At 61.7% G+C, this 17,376-nt stretch carries 15 protein-coding genes; 12 read left to right on the top strand and 3 right to left on the bottom strand.

The window, feature by feature from the left end:
• Nucleotides 1-95: 95 nt before the first annotated feature.
• On the bottom strand, nucleotides 96-509 hold the full coding sequence (locus tag HS968_RS14565) for a PilZ domain-containing protein (protein WP_179624789.1): 414 nt from the start codon (nucleotides 507-509) through the stop codon (nucleotides 96-98).
• Here HS968_RS14565 and HS968_RS14560 point away from each other — a divergent pair.
• From HS968_RS14560 to cysB, 5 genes are all read left to right on the top strand, one after another.
• A complete protein-coding gene (locus tag HS968_RS14560) occupies nucleotides 508-894 on the top strand; it encodes a thioredoxin domain-containing protein (protein WP_179624790.1) in 387 nt (128 codons plus the stop codon). The two genes, HS968_RS14565 and HS968_RS14560, sit on opposite strands and share 2 nt — an antisense overlap.
• Nucleotides 894-1,850 carry a putative 2-dehydropantoate 2-reductase gene (locus tag HS968_RS14555; protein WP_182366697.1) on the top strand — a complete coding sequence of 319 codons (957 nt, stop codon included), beginning with the start codon at nucleotides 894-896 and terminating at the stop codon, nucleotides 1,848-1,850. The genes HS968_RS14560 and HS968_RS14555 overlap by 1 nt, the downstream gene beginning before the upstream one ends.
• Nucleotides 1,851-1,852: 2 nt before the next feature.
• Nucleotides 1,853-2,758: a 5'-nucleotidase gene (locus tag HS968_RS14550; protein WP_179624792.1), complete on the top strand. Its 906-nt coding sequence runs from the start codon at nucleotides 1,853-1,855 to the stop codon at nucleotides 2,756-2,758.
• Nucleotides 2,759-2,895: 137 nt separating this feature from the next.
• The gene (locus tag HS968_RS14545; RefSeq protein WP_119691523.1) at nucleotides 2,896-3,396 is read left to right on the top strand and encodes a universal stress protein; all 501 of its coding nucleotides are present in this window, start codon (nucleotides 2,896-2,898) and stop codon (nucleotides 3,394-3,396) included.
• Nucleotides 3,397-3,499: 103 nt separating this feature from the next.
• On the top strand, nucleotides 3,500-4,474 hold the full coding sequence (cysB, locus tag HS968_RS14540; protein WP_037003999.1) for an HTH-type transcriptional regulator CysB: 975 nt from the start codon (nucleotides 3,500-3,502) through the stop codon (nucleotides 4,472-4,474).
• Between the two features lie 56 nt (nucleotides 4,475-4,530).
• Here the strand turns inward: cysB and HS968_RS14535 are convergent, their stop codons facing one another.
• The gene (locus tag HS968_RS14535) at nucleotides 4,531-5,151 is read right to left on the bottom strand and encodes a phosphoadenosine phosphosulfate reductase domain-containing protein (protein ID WP_182366695.1); all 621 of its coding nucleotides are present in this window, start codon (nucleotides 5,149-5,151) and stop codon (nucleotides 4,531-4,533) included.
• Nucleotides 5,152-5,325: 174 nt separating this feature from the next.
• Here HS968_RS14535 and thrH point away from each other — a divergent pair, with 174 nt between their 5' ends.
• Complete coding sequence (gene thrH, locus HS968_RS14530; RefSeq protein ID WP_106740600.1) at nucleotides 5,326-5,943, top strand: bifunctional phosphoserine phosphatase/homoserine phosphotransferase ThrH; 618 nt, start codon at nucleotides 5,326-5,328, stop codon at nucleotides 5,941-5,943.
• Nucleotides 5,944-6,004: 61 nt separating this feature from the next.
• On the opposite strand, the gene pabB is transcribed toward thrH, so the two are convergent.
• A complete protein-coding gene (gene pabB, locus HS968_RS14525) occupies nucleotides 6,005-7,348 on the bottom strand; it encodes an aminodeoxychorismate synthase component I (RefSeq protein WP_179624794.1) in 1,344 nt (447 codons plus the stop codon).
• 431 nt (nucleotides 7,349-7,779) lie between these two features.
• Here pabB and HS968_RS14520 point away from each other — a divergent pair, with 431 nt between their 5' ends.
• From HS968_RS14520 to HS968_RS14495, 6 genes are all read left to right on the top strand, one after another.
• Nucleotides 7,780-10,494 carry a LuxR C-terminal-related transcriptional regulator gene (locus tag HS968_RS14520; RefSeq protein ID WP_182366693.1) on the top strand — a complete coding sequence of 905 codons (2,715 nt, stop codon included), beginning with the start codon at nucleotides 7,780-7,782 and terminating at the stop codon, nucleotides 10,492-10,494.
• Nucleotides 10,491-13,214, top strand: coding sequence for a helix-turn-helix transcriptional regulator (locus tag HS968_RS14515; RefSeq protein ID WP_182366691.1), 2,724 nt, complete (start codon nucleotides 10,491-10,493; stop codon nucleotides 13,212-13,214). The genes HS968_RS14520 and HS968_RS14515 overlap by 4 nt, the downstream gene beginning before the upstream one ends.
• A gap of 238 nt (nucleotides 13,215-13,452) precedes the next feature.
• The gene (locus tag HS968_RS14510) at nucleotides 13,453-13,875 is read left to right on the top strand and encodes a DUF6160 family protein (RefSeq protein ID WP_106740610.1); all 423 of its coding nucleotides are present in this window, start codon (nucleotides 13,453-13,455) and stop codon (nucleotides 13,873-13,875) included.
• 84 nt (nucleotides 13,876-13,959) lie between these two features.
• A complete protein-coding gene (locus HS968_RS14505; RefSeq protein WP_182366689.1) occupies nucleotides 13,960-14,721 on the top strand; it encodes a C39 family peptidase in 762 nt (253 codons plus the stop codon).
• A 38-nt stretch (nucleotides 14,722-14,759) separates the two neighbouring features.
• Nucleotides 14,760-15,764, top strand: coding sequence for a transporter (locus HS968_RS14500; RefSeq protein ID WP_106740616.1), 1,005 nt, complete (start codon nucleotides 14,760-14,762; stop codon nucleotides 15,762-15,764).
• A gap of 18 nt (nucleotides 15,765-15,782) precedes the next feature.
• Nucleotides 15,783-17,372: an outer membrane protein transport protein gene (locus HS968_RS14495; protein ID WP_182366687.1), complete on the top strand. Its 1,590-nt coding sequence runs from the start codon at nucleotides 15,783-15,785 to the stop codon at nucleotides 17,370-17,372.
• The last annotated feature ends 4 nt before the right edge of the window (nucleotides 17,373-17,376 follow it).

Genomic DNA, 17,376 nt, shown 5'->3' with positions numbered 1-17,376 from the left:
CACAGCTAGTTTGCGCAGGGGGAGCGGAACCTTAGCGCGTACGCGGCGTCGCGACAATGGGCGTTAAGTCCAATGAGGCTCATAGATTGGGAGTATTAGGTCGTATAGGGGAATTCTGCGGCATGTTGGGCGATCCACTCGCTAGCGCATTGTTCGATGGCCCTGGCCTCGCCGGACTCCTGCTCCAGTTGTTTGCGGTAATGCTGGATCTGGCAGACCTGTTCGACCATGCGCGCACGGAACAGGGTGTCCTCGTCAATGAAGGCGATGCCCACCAGATAATCTTCCGCCTGCCTTTTGCACCAGGCGATCACGCCGGGGTAGCGGGCCTGCTCGCCGAGCAGTGGGATGCGCAGCTCCACCGAGGTGCCACGGCGAAAGCCGCGCGGTGAGTTGCACGCGACCCCACCGAGGCTGATATTGTTCAGCCGTTGCCTGGGAATGCAGGCCTGTTTGCGCAGCACCAGTTCCACTGGCATATCGCTTGGATGACGCAAAAATTTACGCATGAACACCGACCTCAAATGCAGGCAAACTGATATCAGTGAGTCCAGTATAGCGGCGCAATTGGAACTGACCGACCTGGATGCGGATCGCCTTCTGCTCGACCTGCCCGGTACGTCGCTACTGGTGTTCACTAGCATGGGCTGTGCCAGCTGTCGCTGGGCGCGCCAGGCGCTGCCGGGTATGGCGCTGCCGGCGGAGCGTCTGTGCTGGGTCGATGCAGGCCACAATGCCGGGTTGGTGACGCGCTACGAGGTTTTTCACCTGCCCGCGCTGTTTCTGGTTCGCGATGGTCAGTTCTTTGGCGCGCTGCAGTCACGCCTTACTCCCAATGATCTTGTTGCCGCCATGAGCGAAGCAGCGCTTCGCCCGGCTGAGGAGCTTCCCTGATGTCTCAAATACCCGCGCCGCGCATCGGCATTATCGGTACCGGCGCCATTGGCGGCTTCTATGGTTTGCTGTTGGCACGGGCTGGCTATGACGTGCATTTTCTCCTGCGCAGTGAATACGCCGCGGTGGTCGAGCAGGGGCTGCAGCTCAATAGTGCCGTGCATGGTGCTGTGCAGCTGGCGCCAGTGCAGGCTTACCAGCGGGTTGAAGACATGCCGCCGTGCGACTGGTTGCTGGTTGGTGCGAAAACCACCGGCAATGCCGAGTTGGCGCCGCTGATCGCCAAAGCCGCCGCGCCTGGTGCCAAGGTCGTCCTGTTGCAGAATGGCTTGGCCGTGGAGGACGAGTTGCGGCCCTTGCTGCCCGACACCCTGCATCTGCTTGGCGGGCTCTGCTACATCTGCGTGCACCGCAGTGCGCCTGGAGTGATCGAGCACCAGGCGTTGGGGGCGATCAACCTGGCTTACCATTCCGGGCCAGCGAACGATGATGAGCAGCGTCTGGCGCTGGTCGAGGAGGGCGCTGGCCTGTTCCGTAAGGCCGGGCTGGATTCGATGGCCATGCCCAATCTGGCGCAGACGCGCTGGCAGAAACTGGTGTGGAACGTGCCCTACAACGGACTTTCCGTCCTGCTCGATGCCGATACGCGCCGACTGATGGCCAACCCTGACAGTCGTGTGCTGATTCGCGACATGATGCTGGAAGTGATCCAGGCCGCCCAGGCGCTCGGCCATGGCATGCCGGAGAACTATGCCGACAAGCTGCTGGCGGCCACCGAGCGAATGCCCGATTACCTGCCCAGCATGTATCACGACTTCGCCCAGGGGCGACCTGCGGAACTGCACGCGATCTATGCAGCGCCGCTGGCGGCGGCTGAGGCGGGTGGTATCGACATGCCCAAGGTACGCGCGCTATATCAGGCGCTTCGTTTCATTCAGGCTCGTCAGGAGGCCTAAGCATGGGCAAGGGGCTGGGGGACAAACTGGTGCTGGCGATTTCTTCGCGAGCGCTGTTCGATCTGAGTGAAAGCCACCAGATCTATGAGAGCGAAGGGGTCGAGGCCTACCGCCGCTATCAGATCGAGCACGAAGATGAAGTGCTGATGCCGGGCGACGCCTTCCCGCTGGTGGAGAAGCTGCTGGGGCTCAACAAGCGGCTCAGTGAGCAGCGTGTCGAGGTCATCCTGGTTTCGCGCAACAGCGCCGATACCGGCCTGCGGGCGTTCAATTCGATCCAGCACTATGGCCTGGGCATCTCTCGTGCTGCTTTCGTGGGTGGTCGCAGCCCAGATCCTTATCTGGCGGCCTTTGGTTGCCACCTGTTCCTTTCCACCCACGCCGATGACGTGCGTAACGCGCTGAAGGCGGGTTTTGGTGCCGCGACCCTGCTTTCCGGTGGCGCGCGACGAGCAAACAGCAACGAGCTGCGTATCGCCTTCGATGGCGACGCGGTGCTGTTCTCTGACGATTCCGAGCGCGTCTACCAGAGTGGTGGTCTGCATGCCTTCCAGGATCACGAGCGCGAAGCCGCGCGGCAGGCGCTGCTGGGCGGGCCGTTCAAACCTTTCCTGGCGGCTCTGCACAGCCTGCAGCAGGAATTCCCCGAGGCAGACTGCCCGATCCGTACCGCGTTGGTCACCGCGCGTTCGGCACCGGCACACGAGCGGGTGATTCGCACCCTGCGCGAGTGGAACATTCGCCTGGACGAGTCGTTCTTCCTGGGTGGGCTGGACAAGTCGGCAGTGCTCGAAGCCTTCGCTGCCGATGTGTTCTTCGATGACCAGACCGGGCACTGCGAGAGGGCGCGCCAGGTGGTGGCGACCGGTCATGTGCCGCATGGCGTGAGCAATGAACTGCTGCCCTGAGCGCGTGCGTGGCGCCTACGTCATTCATATGAATGGCTGCATATAGCCATTCGTCCTAAATAAGGCCTCCCACCTTGCTTTATCTGGCGCGCTGCTAAGCTCAATCAAGGGCCTGAGCCAGCAGTCAAGGAGGCCACGTGATCCGCTCCATACTCTATGCCACCGATCTCGGTCTCTATGCCTCCTATGTATTGCAGCATGCCCTGGCGCTGACACGCAGCTTCAAGGCCGATCTGTACGTGGTACATGCGGTCGAGCCGATGGGGCTGTTCGCCGAGTCCGTGCTGCAGACCTACCTCGATGAGGACACCCTGGCCGAGCTGAGGCGCAATGGTCTGAATACGGTGATGGCGAGCATCGAGCAGCGTGTGCTCGAAGGTTTTCGCGATGAGTTGGGGGATGCCCAGCAGGATCTGCAAATGATTCGAGCTGTGCGTGTGCTGCAAGGCGACCCGCCTGCAGTGATTCTTGGGGAAGCGCAGAAACTCGGCGTGGATCTGCTGGTCGTAGGCAGTCATAGCCATGGACCTGCATTGGCCGTACCGCTGGGGCGCACGGCCGCGAGGCTGGTGCAGCTGGCCGATGTTCCGGTTTATCTGGTGCCGATGCTGCAGCATCGTGGGCATGGTGAGTTATAGGAGATAAATTAGTAAATGATCTAGGATGTGCGATTAAACCAATAATATGGTTATATACGGCATTGGCGGCTACTGGTCTGCCTTACTGCTCTGAGGGAAATATATGAAGCTTCAGCAACTGCGCTACATCTGGGAAGTCGCGCACCACGACCTCAACGTATCGGCTACCGCTCAAAGCCTGTACACCTCGCAACCAGGGATCAGCAAACAGATTCGTTTGCTCGAGGACGAGCTGGGCGTGGAAGTTTTCGCCCGTAGTGGCAAACACCTGACTCGTGTCACCCCGGCCGGTGAGCGAATCATCACCACTGCCGGTGAGATTCTGCGCAAGGTCGAGAGCATCAAGCAGATCGCCCAGGAGTTCTCCAACGAGAAGAAGGGCACACTCTCCATCGCCACCACGCACACCCAGGCGCGTTATGCCTTGCCGCCGGTGATCAGTGCGTTCATCAAGCAGTACCCGGACGTCGCGCTGCACATGCATCAGGGCACGCCGACTCAAATCGCCGAGATGGCGGCCGACGGTAGCGTGGATTTCGCCATCGCCACCGAAGGGCTGGAGATGTTCAACGACCTGATCATGATGCCTTGCTATCGCTGGAACCGCTGCGTAGTGGTGCCGCAGGGACATCCGTTGACCAAGTTGCCGAAGCTGACCCTCGAAGCCCTGGCCGAGCATCCCATCGTCACGTACGTATTCGGTTTCACCGGCCGCTCGAAACTGGACGAGGCCTTCAGTCACCGCGGCCTGACGCCGAAGGTGGTGTTCACCGCAGCCGATGCCGACGTGATCAAGACTTACGTGCGCCTGAACCTGGGTGTGGGCATCGTGGCCAAGATGGCCGTCGACGCCAAGCTCGATCCGGATCTGGTGGTGCTCGATGCCGATGACCTGTTCGAACCCAGCGTGACCAAGATCGGTTTCCGTCGTGGCACCTTCCTGCGTGGTTTCATGTGCGACTTCATCGAGCGTTTCGCTCCGCACCTGACCCGCGACATGCTGGCCAAGGCGGTGCAGTGCCACAACAAGTCCGAGTTGGAAGAGTTGTTCAGCGGTGTCGAGTTGCCGATGCACTGAGTCCGTACGCAAATGAAAATGGCGCCCTTGGGCGCCATTTTCGTTTTTGGAGAGGATCAGTGGCTCAGGTGCAGCCCGCACTCACGATTGTCCTCGCCCTTGGTCGGGTCGAAGTAATCGAACTCGTTCGGCAGGTCATGGGCCACCAGGTACTGATAAAGATCCTTGGACGACCAGTGCAGCAGTGGGGCGACCTTGATCAGGCCATCCGGGTTGATGCTGATTGGATCCATCTGCGCGCGTACGGCGGTGTCGGTTGCGCGCAGGGCGGTGAACCAGACGCTGGGCGCCGTCTCGCGCAGGGCACGGGCGAATGGCTCGAGCTTGACCTCTTCGGTGAAGGCGGCATGACGCGGATCATCCAGAGCCGGCACCGGGCCGTCGATGGCCTCGCGGTGCGCACGCGAGCGCTTGGGCAGGTAGGTGATGAGATTGAGGTTGAGCTTGCGGGCCACCTCATCGGCGAAGCGGTAGGTCGCGTCGGTGTTGTAACCGCTGTCCATCCAGACCACCGGGATATCCGGCTTGACCTGGCTGACCATGTGCAGGATCACCGCTTCGAAGGGGCGGAAGTTGGTGGTGCAGATGGCGGGTTTGCCCAGCCCTATGGCCCACTGAACCAGCTTTTCTGGCTGGTTACCGAATTCGGCGTTGAGCGCGTCCAGGTCGAGTTCCATGGTGAGGATTCCAGATCGTGTGCGTGAAGGCGCGATGGTAGCAAAGGCCGGTTATGCAGCTAAATAACTAGCTGGATGGTAGAGCTTCAATATGGTTATAAACAGTCGCATTGCGCCCGCCAGGCCCAGCGGCTAGAGTGCCGGCTCCTTTTTGGCTCAACCGAGGAGTGGCCTGTGGAAATCGCGTGTCTCGACCTGGAAGGTGTACTGGTTCCGGAAATCTGGATCGCCTTCGCGGAAAAAACCGGTATCGAGTCGCTCAAGGCGACCACCCGCGATATCCCCGATTACGATGTGCTGATGCAGCAGCGCCTGCGCATTCTCGATGAGCATGGCCTGAAGCTGAAGGACATTCAGGACGTGATCGCCACGCTCAAGCCGCTCGATGGCGCGGTGGAGTTCGTCGACTGGCTGCGTGAACGCTTCCAGGTGGTGATTCTCTCCGACACCTTCTACGAGTTCTCCCAGCCGCTGATGCGCCAGCTCGGTTTCCCGACCCTGCTGTGCCATCGTCTGATCACTGATGAAAATGATCGCGTGGTCAGCTACCAGCTGCGCCAGAAGGATCCCAAGCGCCAATCCGTTCTCGCCTTCAAGAGCCTCTACTACCGCGTGATTGCGGCCGGTGACTCGTACAACGACACCACCATGCTCAGCGAGGCCCACGCCGGCATCCTGTTCCATGCGCCGGACAACGTGATCCGCGAGTTCCCGCAGTTCCCGGCGGTGCATACCTACGAGGATCTGAAGCAGGAATTCCTCAAGGCATCGAACCGCAAGCTGAGCCTGTAGCCGACATAGGGCCGGGTGCAACTCGCTGTCGGATCTGGCGGGTTGCATCCGGCCCTACGTTTTAAAGCCCCTCCAGCGTCTCCAGCAGCACCTTCACCTTGGTGATCGACTCCTGATACTCGGCCTGCCAGTTGGAGTCGGCGACGATGCCGCCGCCGCCCCAGCAGCTGACCTGTCCATCCTTGACCAGCAGGCTGCGGATGGCGATGGAGCTGTCCAGCTCGCCGCGTACGTCCAGATACAGCAACGAGCCGCAGTACAGGCCGCGCCTGGTTGGTTCGAGCTCGTCGATGATCTGCATGGCGCGAATCTTCGGCGCGCCAGTGATGGAGCCCCCGGGGAAGCTGCCGGCAACCAGGTCGAGCGCATCCTTGCCTGGCGCCAGTTCGGCGGTGACGCAACTGACCAGATGATGCACGTTGGGGTAGCTCTCCAGAGCGAACAGCTCTGGCACGCGTACCGAGCCTGTGCGGCAGCTGCGGCCGAGATCGTTGCGCAACAGATCGACGATCATCAGATTCTCTGCACGATCCTTGCGGCTGCTCAGCAGTTCCTGTGCCTGTGCCTGGTCGTCCTGGGCATCGCTGCCGCGCGGGCGGGTGCCCTTGATCGGCCGGGTTTCCACCTGGCCAGCGCTGACCTTGAGAAAACGCTCGGGTGACAGGCTGAGAATGGCGCCGCCATCGGCGAGAGTCTGGAAACCGGAGAAGGGCGTAGGGCAGGCCTTGCGCAGCGCCAGATAGGCAGCCCAGGGGTCGCCCTCGCACGGTGCCTGGAAGCGTTGGGCAAAGTTCACCTGGTAGCAATCGCCAGCCAGGATGTAGGCCTGGATGCGTTCGATGGCCTGACGATAGTCGGCTTGAGTCAGATCGGCATGAAAGGCCTGGCTGAGGCGAAAGCTTGCAGGTGCATCCGTGTGTGGCGCCTGGAACAACGCCAACAGGCGTTCACGCTCGGGTTGTGCCAGGGCGGGATGGAACAGCAGTGCGCTGGTACCAAGCTGGTGATCGCTGATCAGCGCCCAGCCGTACAGGCCGAAGCGCGCATCCTCCAGCCCCAGGTCGTCGCGGCTCTGGCTAGGCAAGTCTTCCAGGCGACGACCGAAGTCATAGGCCAGGTAGCCGATCAGCCCGCCGACGAATGGTGCGCTGTGGCCGTCCGCCAATTGTGCCGGACCAAGGCTCTGCAGCGCGCCGCGCAGGCGTTGCAGGAAAGCGTTGGCCGATTCGTCGGCAGTCGGCGCCAGCTCTGCCAATGGCCAAGCGCTCATAAGGTCATAGCGTCCACGCTCGGCACCCGGTCGCCCGGCATCCAGCAAGACAGCACCCGGTGCTTGTCGGATACGCTGGAAGTACTCCGCAGGGTCGGCGCGATAAGGCAGAGGGTGCAGGGAGCAGCTGGGCATGCGTGGTCGTCAGGAAGGGTGGAAGGGCGATTGTAGTCTGCCGCTAACATTCATCCTAGAGCTTCTGCCCGTGTTTACTCGGATGTGTCCAGCTGATTAGTATTGAGCGGTGCCAGGACGTTGAATTTAGGGTCTGTTCCCGTTTCATCGCGAGCCGCGTTGCCGCGAGAAATGGCTCCCGATTAGGCGCAGGACGCCGGTAATGGTGATTCCCTTGCCAAGTCCTGCAACGACAGCGGGAGTCATTTCCCGCGCAACCCTAAGGGCCGGGCCAGTTTTAGCGCGGGGCGTTGTTGCTCGACGGCTCATTGGGGCGACCAAACTTCGCGTCTCGCGCCTAGCCCCGCGCTAAAACTGGCTCCGGCGCGGCCGCGAGTGAAATGGAAACAGACCCTAGTACCAGAACAATAATTAATGAAGGGATCCAGGCTATGGATGACGTCGTAGGTCAAGCCGCTGGAAGCCTGCTGCGCTCGAAGCTTTCGCCGCCCCAGGCTTGCGCTGACTATCTGGCAAGACCCCAGGTCGAAGCTGCGCTTTGTGCCCATCCTCATGCCCGCCTCGTGCTGTTTTCCGCCCCTGCCGGCTTTGGCAAGACCACTGCCCTGGCGATGCTCGCTGCTGAGCGTCGTAATGCTGGCTCCGCTGTGGCCTGGCTGTCGCTTGGCCCAGGCGATGACGACCCAGTGCGTTTCTTTCAGCAACTCATCGAAGCTCTGAGCCGTGCGCTACCGGGGTTGGGTGAAGACGCGCTGGGCTATTTGCGCAATACCATGCGGGTGCCGGTCGAGGCGGTGATGGAAAGCCTGCTGGTAGATCTGACGCAGCACCAGGCGCCGCTGCTGCTGGTACTCGATGATCTGCACCTGATCCAGGATGCGGAGTTACTGGCTGCGCTCAATCGCCTGATCAAACTGACGCCACCGACCTTCACCCTGGCTATCGGCAGCCGCTCGCAGCCGCCGCTGAGCCTGGCCACGCTGCGTGCCAAGGGGTTGTTGCTGGAACTCGGCAGCGAGGAGTTACGGCTGAATCCCGAGGAGGCGCGCGGTTATCTCGAGCGCAGCGGCCTGCAGCTCGATAACGAGGCATTCGGCGAGCTGTACAGCCACACCGAGGGCTGGATGGTCGGCGTACACCTGGCCAGCCTGTGGCTGCGTCATCAGCCACGGCCGGTCGAACGCATGACCGAACTGGGCGCTGACCAGACGGCAGTGGGCGATTACCTGCTGCGTTCGGTGTTCGAGCAACTGCCCGCTGAGCGCCAGGAGCAACTGCTGGCATTGGGCGTGGCGCAGCAGCTCAGTGGCGACCTGGCCAATGCCCTGAGCGGGCGCCACGACGGCCAACAGTTGCTGGAGGAACTGGAGGCCATGCAGCTGTTCCTGTTGCCACTGGATCGTGAGCGGCAGTGGTATCGCTTTCATAACCTGTTCGCTGACTTCTTGCGCAACCGCCTCAAGGAGCGTGATCCGGAGCGCTTCAAGCAGCTGCATTTCAACGCCAGTCTGTGGTTCACCAATCACCATATGCAGAACCTGGCCATCGAGCATGCCTGTCTTGCCGAGGATGCCGAGATGCTGGCCGCGCTGCTCGACGGCTGTGGCCTGGAGCTGATCAACCGTGGGCAGCTCAATCTCATCTACAAGTGGCGCCAGCATGTGCCGGACGAGATTGCCGCACGTTTCCCTGTGCTGGTTCTGGCCGATGTCTGGACGCGCGCGACCGAGCTGGGCCTGAGTGAAGCTAATCGTATGCTCGACGAGTTGCTGGAGCGCTGGGGTGAATCCCGCACGTCCGGCCCGCTCAGCGACAAGTTGTTGGCGACCCTGGCGATCAAGGCAGTGATCGCCTTGCAGAAGGACGATCTGGACACCTGCGTGAGCCTGGCGCGCCGCATCGAAGCGCAACTCGGTCAGCACACCGCATTTCTCGAGGTGGCGATTCTCACCGTTGGGGCGTTGGCCAACGTGATGCTCGGTCAGGCCGAGCAGGCACGTAAACTCCTGGCGTTGGCGCAGCAGCGCAATCATTTCCTCGAAGGCCACTACCTGGACATGCAACTGGCCAACGTGGAAATCCTCCTTTGCCTGGAGCAGGGACGGGTCAAGCAGGCGCAGCTGCTGTTCGAGCAACTGCGCGCGCGGATGATGCCCTGGTTCGGCGAGAAGTCGCGGGCACTGGTGCTGCCGACCATCAGCGAAGCGCTGATTGCCTACCATCAGGGCCGCCTGGACGGTTTGCAGGAGCGCCTGCGCTGGGCGCTGGCCACGGTCGACGTGATCAACCCCATCGATCTCTATGCCCAGGCCATGCTTTGCCTGGCACGCGTGCAACGCTTGCAGGATGCACCGAAGGAAGCGGCTGCGACGCTGGTGCTGATGCAGAACCTGGCCGCGCGAAACCATTCCTGGCGTTTCTACGTGCAAGCGATTGGCGATGAAATTTCGTTGATCCTGCAGGAGCCAACTGCCGACCGCAGCAAGCGTGCCGAGCAGCGCCTGAAATCGGTGGACTGGGCCAAGCTGGCCAGCCACTACAAGCAGCGCAGCTTCAATCCGGTCAATTGGGTGCTGGGCCTGAGCCGTATTCGCCTGCAGCAGGCGCGTGGTCATTACAGTGAAGCCCTGCACGAGATCACCCAGCTGCGCAGCCAGTTACAGAACAACTGGCACGGATTGCAGCGCCTGCGACTGGATCTGCTGGCAGCCCTCAGCTATCAGCGCCTGGGTTATCAGGAACGCTCGCAGAGCCTGCTGGTGCAGTGCCTGATTGGCGCTGAACGAGAAGAGGCGCGCAGCCTGTTCATCGAAGAGGGCGAGGCCATTCGCCAACTGCTGCAGCAGTTGGAGTCGGCGGAGCGTCAGCCAGCACTGCAGGGGTTCATCCGCAGTCTGCTGGCGATCTGGCCTGGCCAGGACTCCCGTCAGGCGCTGGATGTGCTGGAGGAGGGACTGACCGATCGCGAGCGTGAAGTCGTCTGTCTCGCCGCCAAGGGCATGTCCAACGAAGAGATTGGCCAGCAACTGTCGCTGGCGCTGGGAACCGTCAAGTGGCACCTGCACAACATCTACGAAAAGCTCAAGGTGCGTAACCGCACCCAAGCCATCCGCCGTGCCCGCGAATTGAGCCTGCTCGAATCATGACCAATCAGACCCCGTCCTGTCCGTCCGCTATTCCGTTGCTGCGTACCAAGCTCTATCCAGCCCATGGCGAAGGCGCTCCGCTGCTGGAGCGTTCAGCGTTGCTGGAGCGTTTGCAGGCTGCCCGTGAACAACGCCTGATCGTGCTCAGTGCGCCAGCCGGCTTCGGCAAGAGCACCGTGCTCAGCCAGTGGCGCCGTCGCTTGCAGGCGCAAGGCGCGCGAGTCGCCTGGCTGTCCTGCGATGAGGCCGACAGTGAGCCGCCACGATTTCTCCAGTACCTGGTGGCGGCCATCGAAGCGGCTTGCCCGGGCGTTGGGCGCAGTGCTTCGGCGCTGCTTCAGGGCGAGGTCAACTGGCCGATCGAAGCCGTGATCGATGCCTTTCTCGAAGACCTCAAGGGAATTCCTGGCGAGCTGTACCTGATGCTGGATGACTTTCATCGCATTCGGCATCCCTCTCTCGGGCAGGGCGCGCGCTACCTGGTAGAGCGCCTACCCAAGCATGTGCGGCTGGCGGTCAGTACGCGTTATCAGCCGCGCTTTCTCGAAGAGCCGCCGTCGCTCGGCGGCTGGGCGTTCTGGCTCAAGGTCGAGGACCTGCGCCTGACGCGTGCCGAGACCGCCGCCTATTTCCGCGACATCAAGCGCCTGGCTTTGGATGAAGCTGAACTCAACCAGCTGTATACCCGCACCGAGGGTTGGATTACCGCTTTGCACCTGGCCGCCCTGGCGCTGCCGCGACAGCATGATCGTGCAGCGTTTCTGGCCGGTCTTTCGGGTTCCGAGCGCAACATTGCCGATTACCTGGCCGAGGATGTGGTGGCCAGCCTGCCTGAAGCCCTGCAGCTGTTTCTCGACCAGACCTCGGTGCTCGACGAGTTCAATGCCGACCTGTGCAATGCGCTGACTGGTCGTCACGACGGGCGTGACATGTTGCGTCGGCTGCAAGGCGAGCAGTTGTTCGTGATACCGCTGGACGAGCAGGGTGAATGGTTTCGCTATCACCACCTGTTCGCCGAGTTTCTCCAGGCCAGGCTGGCCAAGCGGGGTGACCCGGCACACCTGCTGCACGCCGCCGCGCGCTGGTGCGAAAGCCATGATCTGGCCGACAAGTCGATCAAGTACGCCCTGCGCGCCCGCGATTACGCTTTCGCCGCCGAACTGCTGGAGCGCCAGGGCGCGCGTCTGATCGCCGGCAACCGGGTGTACGGCATCCTGGCCATTCTCAAGGACATTCCGCCGGTGGTGATCGCCGAGCAGCCGGTGTTCCAGATCTTCTACGCCTGGCAGTTGGCTTTCGAACAGAAGTTCGCCGAGTCCGAGGCGCTGATCGAAGAGGTCAGCACGCGGCTGACCCAGGGGCGCGGCAAGGGCATTCATTTCGGCCTGATCGAGTTGCTGGCCGCGGCCCAGGTGCTCAAGGCGCTGGTGCTGCTGTATCAGGACAAACTCGAGGCCTGCCTCAAGGTCGCCGGTCACTGGCTGGCCCTGGTGCCGCAGAACCAGCCGGTGTTTCGTGCCAGCCTGGCGTGCGTGCAGGCCGCGGCGTTCGCCCTGCTGGGCGAGTTCGGCGAAGCGGCCAAGGCCATTGCCGTCGCGCGCGAGTGCCTGCGCGAGTGCGAGAGCGAATACCTGCATGTGATGGCCAGCCTGATCGAGGCACTGATCTGCAAGGAATATGGCGAGCTGGAGCGTGGCCGCGCCCTGGCCGAGGCCGCGCGGGCGCGGGTGGAGCAGGTGTTCGGCCGGCGCAGCCGGGTCGGTGGCCCGCTGGGGCTGGCGTATGCCGATCTGTTGTACGAGCAGGATCGCCATGGCGCGATCCTCGCCGAATTGCCGTTGGCCACGACCTGGCGCGATGTCGCCACGCCGGTCGAGCTGATCAGCCGCGGCAAGCTGGTCATGGCGCGTGCGCGTTTCTTCGCCGGTGCCGCTGAGCAAGGGTTGGAAGAGCTCGACGAGTGGCTGTCCGGTTTGCAAGGGCCGGGCTACGAGCGGGTGTTCGCCCTCGGTATGGGCTGCAAGGTGCAGTTCCTGTTGTGGTTGCGCCGGCCTAACGAGGCGCAGCGCATTTACATGCAGTTGGAGCGTCATCTGGCTGCGCTGCCCATCGAACGCTATGGCGATGCTCACACTGCTCTGGCGTTGAGCCAGGCGCGGCTGGCGTTGAGCGAGCGACGGGTGGAGAAGGCCCAGGCTAGCCTGGAAACTTGTCTGGCCAAGCAGGGCGCCGAGCACCAACGCGACCGGCGTCTGCGTTTGAGCCTGTTACTTTCTGTGGCGTACTGGCGCAAAGGTAACAGCGAAAAAGCCTTCGCCTTGCTGCGCACGACCCTCGAAGAAGCCTGGCAATGCGGCTATCGCCGGCTGTTCCAAGATGAGGCCCTGTGGCTGCTGCCGCTCTGGGACGCCTGGAGCAGCGCCGAGCCCAAGCGCGCCGCAGCCTGGCAGGGTGTTGCTGAAATGCTTCGCGAGCAGTGCCGTAGGCTGGCTGTGGATACGGAAAGTTTTGAGGAAAATCAGGATGTTAGCCATCGCGAGCGAGAGATCCTGCGGCTCGTCGCGGCCGGGCTTTCCAACCGTGATATCGCTCAGGCAGTGCACTTGTCGGAGGCCACCATCAAGTGGCATCTGCACAATCTGTTTTCCAAGCTGGGGGTACGCAGTCGTACTCAGGCCGTGCTCAAGGGCAAGAGCCTGGGGCTGCTGAGTGAGGCGTGATGGAAGTGGTAGGGGATGGGAGCGTCATGCTCCATCCCTTGGATGGGCTGGCAGTTCAATGGTGGATTAGTAGCTTGTAGCCATCTCGAAGCGCAGCGCGTTTCGTGAATCCAAACCTGGCGTACTTAGGGAAGCCGCGACAGGTCTGGTGGTCGGCATGGGCCGATCAGGCTGCTCGTGACAGGACGTCACCGGCAGAGCCCGGGGAACCCCCATTTGAACTGTGGAGATAACAACAATGATGACCCTGAAAAAACTCGCTCTTGCCGCCGCCGTCATGGCCGTCCCGTTCATGGCCCAGGCCGACCTGAAGGCGTTGGACGACGCCGACCTCGCTGGCGTAACCGGTCAGGCCGGTATCAGCATCGCCGGTAACTTCGATGCCACCATCGGCTCCATCGTCTACACCGACACCGAGACCGGTGTCAGCGATGGCAGCAACAGCCTGAGCCTGAACACCGTCAGCCTGTCCGGCTTCAACATCGATGAGTCCAACCCGCTGACCATCGACGTCAAGGACAACAAACTGGAAATCGGTCTGCCGGGCATCAACGGTGGCGTTTCGGTCGGTGCGGTGAAGATCGGCGCCAACAGCATTGGTGGCGTGGCCATCAATGGCCTGGACATGGCCGGCTCCACCGTCAAGATCTGGGGTCATTGATCCTCGTCTGATCTGATTGACAGGGGCTCTGCCGCCGTTCGCGGCCGGGCTCCTGCCCCGTTGTACGCAGTTGCGGATTGACCAATGATCGAAATTCTCGTGGGCAGCCTGATCGGTTTGTACGGTTTTACCGAGGCTGTCGACATCAAGCCGCAGCCCGCCGGTACCGTGAACATCACTCAGCAACTGGTGCCCAACGGCCCGCTGCGCGAGTCGGTGGTTCTCGAGCCGATGAGCCAGTTGCAGTTTCGCAACGTGATCCGCCAGGCCTATGACTACAGCTGCGGCTCTGCGGCGTTGACCACGTTGCTGGACTATTACCTCGGGCGCAACCTGGAAGAGCGCCAGGTGATGGAAGGGCTGCTGCACTTCGGCGAGGCGGAGAAGATCGTCGAGCGCCGAGGTTTCTCGCTGCTGGACATGAAACGCTTCGTCACCGCTCTGGGCTACAAGAGCGGTGGCTTTCGCGCCGGATTCGATGACCTGGCCCAGCTCGAACACCCGGCCATCGTGCCCATCGAGTACGCCGGCTTCAAACACTTCGTGGTGGTGCGTGACGTCTACAACGACCACGTGTTCATTGCCGATCCGGCGCTCGGCAACATCAGCTTCACCCGCGTGCGCTTCGAGGAAATCTGGGATCAGAACGTGCTGTTCGTGATTTTCCCCAGTGGTAACGAGCCGCCCAATGCCATGGCGCTGACCGACCGCGACCTGCGCATCATCGACGACCGCACCATCAGCATGCTGGCTTTCCGCGAATTTCCGCAGATGGCCAAGTTCACCACGAATCAGGCCGACCAACTGGGGTCGGGAGGCGACATTCAATACATTCGCCGCAAGTGATTCACCCGGCATAACAATAACGATCTGGGGATAGCGTCATGGGAGTTTGGGGGTATGCATGGCTGGCCATGCTGACGCTGGTTGCGACACAGCCGTTGATGGCCGAAGAAGCCACGGTCGACGATGCACGCGATGCGTTGACCAAGAAAGACGACGACGCCGATAGCGCCAAGGCGCTGGAGGAGGTGTTCCAGGCTGCCGAGAAGAGCTACACGCTGCTCAAGAAGGGCGAGCGTACCCTGACTTACGGCTTCGACTATTCGTTGCTACGCGATACGCAGATCCAGACCGTCCGCACCGGGCAGAACGTCTACAGCGTGATCGGCCAGAGCGAGGCGCAGCATACCTTCACCAACTCCTTCACCTTCGATTACGGGGTGTGGGACAACCTCACCTTCAGCATGCGCGTGCCGTTCCTGGCCAAGTACGACACCGAGCGCGATCTGAGCACCTATAGCCTCGGCGATATTTCCGCGAGCTTTCGCTGGCAGCCCTGGTCGTCGGCGCGCGGCCGTCCCGTCACCACCTTGTTCGCGACCCTTGGCCTGCCGACCGGCGATAGCCCATACGACGTCAGCCTGGACAATGGCCTGGCCACCGGCAGCGGTTACTACAGCCTGGGCGTGGGCGCGAACCTCTCTTACGTGATCGATCCGGTGGTGCTGTTCGGCTCGCTTGGTTACACCTACAACCTGCCAATCCGCGATGCCGATCAGGTGCGTGGCGGGCGCTTGCTGGAGGAAGTCGACCCGGGTTCGAGCCTGTCGCTGAGCATGGGCTTCGCTTACGCGCTGTCTTACGACGTGTCGCTGGCCACGTCATTCCAGATGGCGCACAACCTGGCGCCGAAATTCAAGTTCAGCGACGCCACCTTCGAAGGCAACGAGCAGACCAGTGCGGTGATGAACTTCTCGCTGGGCCTGCGCACGTCGCCGAATACCATCGTCAACGTCAATGCCGGTTTCGGTATGACCGAAGATTCGCCCGATGTCCTGCTCGGGATCTCCATGCCCCTGGATATCAAGGGCCTCAAGGCCGAGTAAGCAGCGAGCGAACCTGATATGACTCATCTTGCCAAGCTGCAGGCTCTGCTGCTGGTTGGGCTCGGCGCGGGTTGCGTCCTGCCTGCCCAGGCGCAACTGGCCAACAACCTGACCATCGGCAACCCCAAGGCCATGGCCATGGGCAACGCCGTCACCGCCGATGTCACCGGTATCGATGCCGTGCACTACAACCCGGCGGCGCTGAGCAAACTCAAGGGGCGGCAGACCACGGTCAAGCTGCTCAGTGGCGTGATGGATATCCGTGCCAAGTTCAACGCCAAGAAAGACTACGGTTTCATGGGCTTTGACGACGATCCCTACAAGAACTCCAGTAGCCGCACCCTGACGCCGACCATGTACCTGCCGGGTGTCGGCGGTATGACCGAGTTACCGGTGCTGGTGGCGCCGCTGGCCGGTTTGTCGATCAACCCGCCTGGCTCCAAGTTCACTTTCGCCACCAATGTCTATGCGCCGATGGCGCTGGGCTATTCGCGTGATTCCGATGATGATCCAGGGCGTTTCCAGGGGCGTCAGGTGTCCTTGCAGCGCATCACCTATTTCTCGCCGTCGCTGGCCTATCAGGTCAACGACGAGCTGTCGCTGGGGCTGTCCATCGGCTTTTCCCATCAGGCGGTGGCGCTCAATCAGGACTTTCGCAACCCCGGTATGCTTACCGGCCTGACCCGTATTCTCAACGAAGCACTGTGCCTGCCGGGCCTGGAAGAGATCACGGGGCCATTTATCGATGTCTGCAGCGGCAAGATCGGCCCGTTCGACTCGCTGGCCAATCTCGATCTGGATCTGCAACAGAGCCTGTCGCCGACCTACAACCTGGGCATTCTCTGGGAGCCGACGGACTGGTTCGCCTGGGGGGCGACTTACCAGAGCGAGGCGCGGATGAATCTCAAGGGCAAGTATCGTGTCGACTATACCGAGGACTGGGCGGGCTTCTGGTCTGGCCTGCAAAGCTCGTTGTTCGGTCAGATACTCAGCCCGATCTTTCCCTATGGCGCCGACGAGGAGAGCGGCAACGCCTCGTTGAAACTGACCTATCCGGATGCCTTCAGCACCGGTATCAAGGTGCGCCCGTTCGACAAGTGGCAGTTCAACCTGGATTTGCGTTGGGTCGGCTACAGCGACTGGAACAACTTCGAGATCGAGTTCGATCGCGAGCTGGATCTGCTGCGCATCGCCAAGACCTTCGGCGGTGGCAATGCCACCGATCGCAGCATCATTCTCGACCGCGGTTACCGCGACACCTGGAGCTGGGGCGTCGGCGTGCAGTACGACGTCAATGATCGCCTGGCCCTGCGCGCTGGCTACGAATACCGTCCTTCGGCCATTCCCAAGAACAAGGCCGACGTGCTGGCGCCGGTAGGCGATGCCGACCTTTACGGTCTTGGTCTGGGCTATCGCTGGGACAAGGACACCACCATCGATGTCGGCTTCAATTACTTCGTCTCCAAACAGAACATTCCCGCTGGCAGCAGCTGCAACGCCAGCTGCGAAGGGTTGGATAACCTGGTCTATAACCCCTATGCCGGGCTCCATATCGAAACCACGGTCAAGGCCTATATCTTCGCCATGACCTATACCTCGAGGTTCTGAGGCG

The sequence above is a fragment of the Pseudomonas berkeleyensis genome (genome assembly GCF_014109765.1).
Lineage (GTDB): Bacteria > Pseudomonadota > Gammaproteobacteria > Pseudomonadales > Pseudomonadaceae > Aquipseudomonas > Aquipseudomonas berkeleyensis.
The sequence above is the reverse complement of the archived record's forward strand: the minus strand, read 5'-3'. Positions and strand labels throughout refer to the sequence as shown.

Coding starts and splice junctions, on each gene's coding strand:
- HS968_RS14560 (WP_179624790.1), top strand. CDS start 508: ATGAACACCGACCTCAAATGCAGGCAAACTGATATCAGTGAGTCCAGT.
- HS968_RS14565 (WP_179624789.1), bottom strand. CDS start 509: ATGCGTAAATTTTTGCGTCATCCAAGCGATATGCCAGTGGAACTGGTG.
- HS968_RS14555 (WP_182366697.1), top strand. CDS start 894: ATGTCTCAAATACCCGCGCCGCGCATCGGCATTATCGGTACCGGCGCC.
- HS968_RS14550 (WP_179624792.1), top strand. CDS start 1,853: ATGGGCAAGGGGCTGGGGGACAAACTGGTGCTGGCGATTTCTTCGCGA.
- cysB (WP_037003999.1), top strand. CDS start 3,500: ATGAAGCTTCAGCAACTGCGCTACATCTGGGAAGTCGCGCACCACGAC.
- HS968_RS14535 (WP_182366695.1), bottom strand. CDS start 5,151: ATGGAACTCGACCTGGACGCGCTCAACGCCGAATTCGGTAACCAGCCA.
- pabB (WP_179624794.1), bottom strand. CDS start 7,348: ATGCCCAGCTGCTCCCTGCACCCTCTGCCTTATCGCGCCGACCCTGCG.
- HS968_RS14520 (WP_182366693.1), top strand. CDS start 7,780: ATGGATGACGTCGTAGGTCAAGCCGCTGGAAGCCTGCTGCGCTCGAAG.
- HS968_RS14515 (WP_182366691.1), top strand. CDS start 10,491: ATGACCAATCAGACCCCGTCCTGTCCGTCCGCTATTCCGTTGCTGCGT.
- HS968_RS14510 (WP_106740610.1), top strand. CDS start 13,453: ATGATGACCCTGAAAAAACTCGCTCTTGCCGCCGCCGTCATGGCCGTC.
- HS968_RS14505 (WP_182366689.1), top strand. CDS start 13,960: ATGATCGAAATTCTCGTGGGCAGCCTGATCGGTTTGTACGGTTTTACC.
- HS968_RS14500 (WP_106740616.1), top strand. CDS start 14,760: ATGGGAGTTTGGGGGTATGCATGGCTGGCCATGCTGACGCTGGTTGCG.
- HS968_RS14495 (WP_182366687.1), top strand. CDS start 15,783: ATGACTCATCTTGCCAAGCTGCAGGCTCTGCTGCTGGTTGGGCTCGGC.